2 protein-coding genes and 1 pseudogene are annotated in these 3,644 nt (G+C 60.6%); 1 reads left to right on the top strand and 2 read right to left on the bottom strand.

The features are described from left to right. Window positions 1–236 precede the first annotated feature (236 nt). Window positions 237–965: a methyl-accepting chemotaxis protein gene (locus tag DBR24_RS34845; protein WP_371921286.1), complete on the bottom strand. Its 729-nt coding sequence runs from the start codon at window positions 963–965 to the stop codon at window positions 237–239. Window positions 966–1,094: 129 nt separating this feature from the next. Further along, a pseudogene (locus DBR24_RS34840) lies at window positions 1,095–2,102 on the bottom strand (cache domain-containing protein); the annotation flags it as partial. Window positions 2,103–2,627: 525 nt separating this feature from the next. Here DBR24_RS34840 and DBR24_RS14245 point away from each other — a divergent pair. After that, window positions 2,628–3,524, top strand: coding sequence for a PA4780 family RIO1-like protein kinase (locus tag DBR24_RS14245; protein ID WP_123471103.1), 897 nt, complete (start codon window positions 2,628–2,630; stop codon window positions 3,522–3,524). Window positions 3,525–3,644 lie beyond the last annotated feature (120 nt).

Here is a 3,644-nt window from a genome sequence, read left to right as displayed (position 1 = left end):
CCGCCATTATCGAGCGCTAGAAAAGGCCCCTCACCCTAGCCCTCTCCCAGAGGGAGAGGGGACTGATCGCGGGAAATTGCAGACCTACGCTGACGTGAGAGAACAACGCTGAATCCAGAATCGACCCAGTCTGGAGAATTTTGCCAGTCCAAATTCGACGCGGTATTTCAGGTCGATGTATAACGCCAGACACCTCGGTCAGCCCCTCTCCCTCCGGGAGAGGGGCTGACCGAGGTTCAGGTACGAAAACGACGTACCAACCCGTCCAGCTCATTCGACAGCCCCGCCAGACTCTGCGAATCCTGCTGTGCCGAGTTCGCCAGTTCCGCCACCAGTTGCGCATCGCCATGAATCTGGCTGATGTGCCGATTGATGTCTTCAGCCACCTGATGCTGCTCTTCGGCGGCGGTGGCGATTTGCGTGTTCATGTCACGAATCACGTCGACCGACTCACGGATCTGACCGAAGCTCTCGCGCGCTTCGCCGATGCGCGTCACCGACTGCTGCGAGACTTGCAGGCTGGCGTGCATCTGTTGCGTGACCTCGCTGGTGCGCTTGGCCAAGTTGCCGAGCAAGCCGTCGATTTCCGCCGTCGAGTCCGCCGTGCGTTTGGCCAGTGCGCGCACCTCATCCGCCACCACGGCAAAGCCGCGCCCCTGTTCACCGGCGCGGGCTGCTTCGATGGCGGCGTTGAGTGCCAGCAGGTTGGTCTGCTCGGCGATGGAGCGGATGGTGCCGAGAATCGACTGAATATCGTTGCTGTCGCGCTCCAGTTGCTGCATCGACTGTGCCGACTGCTCCAGCTCCTGGCTCAGTTGATCAACGCTGTGCACGGCTGCATCAATCTGCTGTTGCCCCTGGCGGGCCTGACGCTGGCCGCTGTCGGCGGAGTCCGCCGCCTGACTGCACGAGCGGGCGACTTCGTTGGCGGTGGCGACCATTTCGTGGAACGCCGTCGACACCATGTCTACCGCTTCACGCTGTCGTCCGGCCGCTTCGGCCATGTCGCTGGAGACCCGGGTCGAGCTCTGCGAGGTGGCGAGGATTTTTCCGGCGGCGCCGCCGATGTGCTGAATCAGACTGCGGATTGCGGTGAGGAACTGATTGAACCAGTTGGCCAGTTGCGCGGTTTCGTCGTTGCCACGGATGTCGAGGTTTTTGGTCAGGTCGCCTTCGCCCTGCGCGATGCCTTCCAGGCCACTGGCGACGCTGCGGATCGGACGCACGATCAGGCTGGCAAAACTGGCGCCGACCACGGCGAACAGCACGGCGAGCACGGCGGCGATGATCGCGATCAGCCAGGTCAGTTGCGTGGCCGAGCTCATCACATCGCTCTGCTTGATCAGGCCGACGAAGGTCCAGCCCAATTGCTCCGACGGCCAGACGTTGGCCATGTAGCGCTCACCGTTAAGCTCGACTTCGACCAGGCCTTTGCCGGCCTTGGCCAGCTGCGCATAACCTGCGCCGAGGCTGTCCAGCGGCTTGAAATTGTGTTCCGGCTGTTTCGGGTCGACCAGCACCGTGCCGCTGTTTTCCAGGAGCATCAGGTAGCCGGTTTCGCCCAGCTTGATCTGCTTGACGATCTCGGTGAGCTGCTTGAGCGTCACGTCGATGCTGACCACGCCGCCGTTGCTGCCGAGTTTGTTGTCGATGGTGCGCACGGTGCTGACGTAGGTCGCATCGTCCTGCGCCCAGTAGTAAGCGGCGGTCCGGAACGGTTTGCCCGGTTTGGCCTGGGCCGCCTTGTACCACGGCCGTTGACGCGGGTCGTAGTTGTTGAGTTTGGGATCATCCGGCCACGACACGTAGCCGCCGGCGGCGGTGCCGACGATGGCATAGGCGTACGCCGGGTGAGCGTTGCCCAGATCCTGCAGGAACGCGAAGACCTTTTTATCCATCTCACCCTGGGGGATGGATTCGGCGTTGGCGCTCATGTAGGTCTTGAGGCTGTCGTCGGTGTTTTTGATCAGCGGTTGCGACGCCAGGTAATCGACGTTCTGGCTTATGCCATCAAAAAACAGCTGCATGGCATTGCTGACCTGACGAATTTCGCGACCGCTACTGTCGACAAAACTGTCCCGGGCATCGCTGCGCAGGTTCATCACCACCAGGGTCGCGACCAGCACCACTGGCAAGCAGGCGATGATTGCAAACGCCCACGTCAATTTCTGTTTGATGTTCATCCGCGCTCCAGATTTTCTTGTAGGCCCACGCAGTGCAGATGACTTGTGGTTTATTGGCAGCCGAAAACGGTGTGGATCACCCGTTTCCCTGAGTGCGACATCGCTGATTCTTGTGGAACGATTGTCGGACAAATCCCTCTGTCATTGAGGACTTCGGCTGCAAAACGGGGAAATTGAGGGCACTGCGGAAAAATCTTGCGACGGGTGTGAAGGCAACTGTCAGATTCTGTCGCAAATGCCCTTGAACACGGGCGCCTACAAGTTCGGTGGGCTCGGCTATGATTCGCAACGGTCATGTACGCGTAGCGTTGGCGCCGTTCAATCCGGCACAGTGTGTGCATTCTCAAGGTTCACAGGTCGGCAACCCCTCCCCGTGATGCGAGGATTGCCGTATAACGAGTGACATTCGCGTGTTTGGTAATAAAGGACCCACAATAAAAGCTGATGAAGACTCCAAAACGCATTGAACCCCTGATCGAGGACGGTCTGGTCGACGAAGTGCTGCGCCCACTGATGAGTGGTAAAGAAGCAGCTGTTTATGTGGTGCGCTGCGGCAATCAGTTACGTTGCGCAAAGGTCTACAAGGAGGCGAACAAACGCAGTTTCCGCCAGGCGGCCGAGTATCAGGAAGGCCGCAAGGTTCGCAACAGCCGACAGGCTCGGGCGATGGCGAAGGGCTCCAAGTTCGGTCGCAAAGAGACCGAAGATGCCTGGCAGAACGCCGAAGTGGCGGCGCTGTTCCGTCTGGCCGGTGCCGGCGTGCGGGTACCCAAACCCTACGACTTCCTCGACGGCGTGCTGTTGATGGAACTGGTGGCCGACGAATTCGGCGATGCCGCGCCGCGTCTGAACGACGTGGTGCTGGAGCCGGATCAGGCGCGCGAATATCACGCGTTCCTGATTTCGCAGATCGTGCTGATGTTGTGTACCGGTCTGGTGCACGGTGACCTCTCGGAGTTCAACGTGCTGTTGACGCCGACCGGCCCGGTGATCATCGACCTGCCGCAAGCCGTCGACGCTGCCGGTAACAACCACGCCTTCAGCATGCTGGAGCGCGATGTCGGCAACATGGCTTCGTACTTCGGCCGCTTTGCCCCGGAGTTGAAGAAGACCAAGTACGCCAAGGAAATGTGGGCGTTGTACGAAGCTGGCACCTTGCACCCGAACAGTGTGCTGACCGGTGAGTTCGATGATCCGGAGGACCTGGCCGACGTTGGCGGGGTATTGCGCGAGATCGAAGCGGCGCGCCTCGACGAGGAGCGCAAGCAGGCAATCCGTGCAGCGGACGACGAGCCGAAAGGCAAGTCCGACGAGCCACCGCCCCCCCCGTGGATGCAGTGATCGCTTGACCAGAAACCCGGCCTCGGCCGGGTTTTTTGTTTGAATCAGATGCCTTGGAACCCAGAAGCCCCTCACCCCAGCCCTCTCCCAGAGGGAGAGGGGGCCGACCGAGGTGTCTTG

This window comes from Pseudomonas sp. HMWF006, assembly GCF_003061205.1.
Lineage (GTDB): Bacteria > Pseudomonadota > Gammaproteobacteria > Pseudomonadales > Pseudomonadaceae > Aquipseudomonas > Aquipseudomonas monsensis.
This window is presented reverse-complemented; position numbering and strand designations above follow the sequence as displayed.

What these genes read in the sequence shown, in the direction of transcription:
- DBR24_RS34845 (WP_371921286.1), bottom strand. Translation starts at nt 965, where the DNA reads ATGGTGTCGACGGCGTTCCACGAAATGGTCGCCACCGCCAACGAAGTC.
- DBR24_RS14245 (WP_123471103.1), top strand. Translation starts at nt 2,628, where the DNA reads ATGAAGACTCCAAAACGCATTGAACCCCTGATCGAGGACGGTCTGGTC.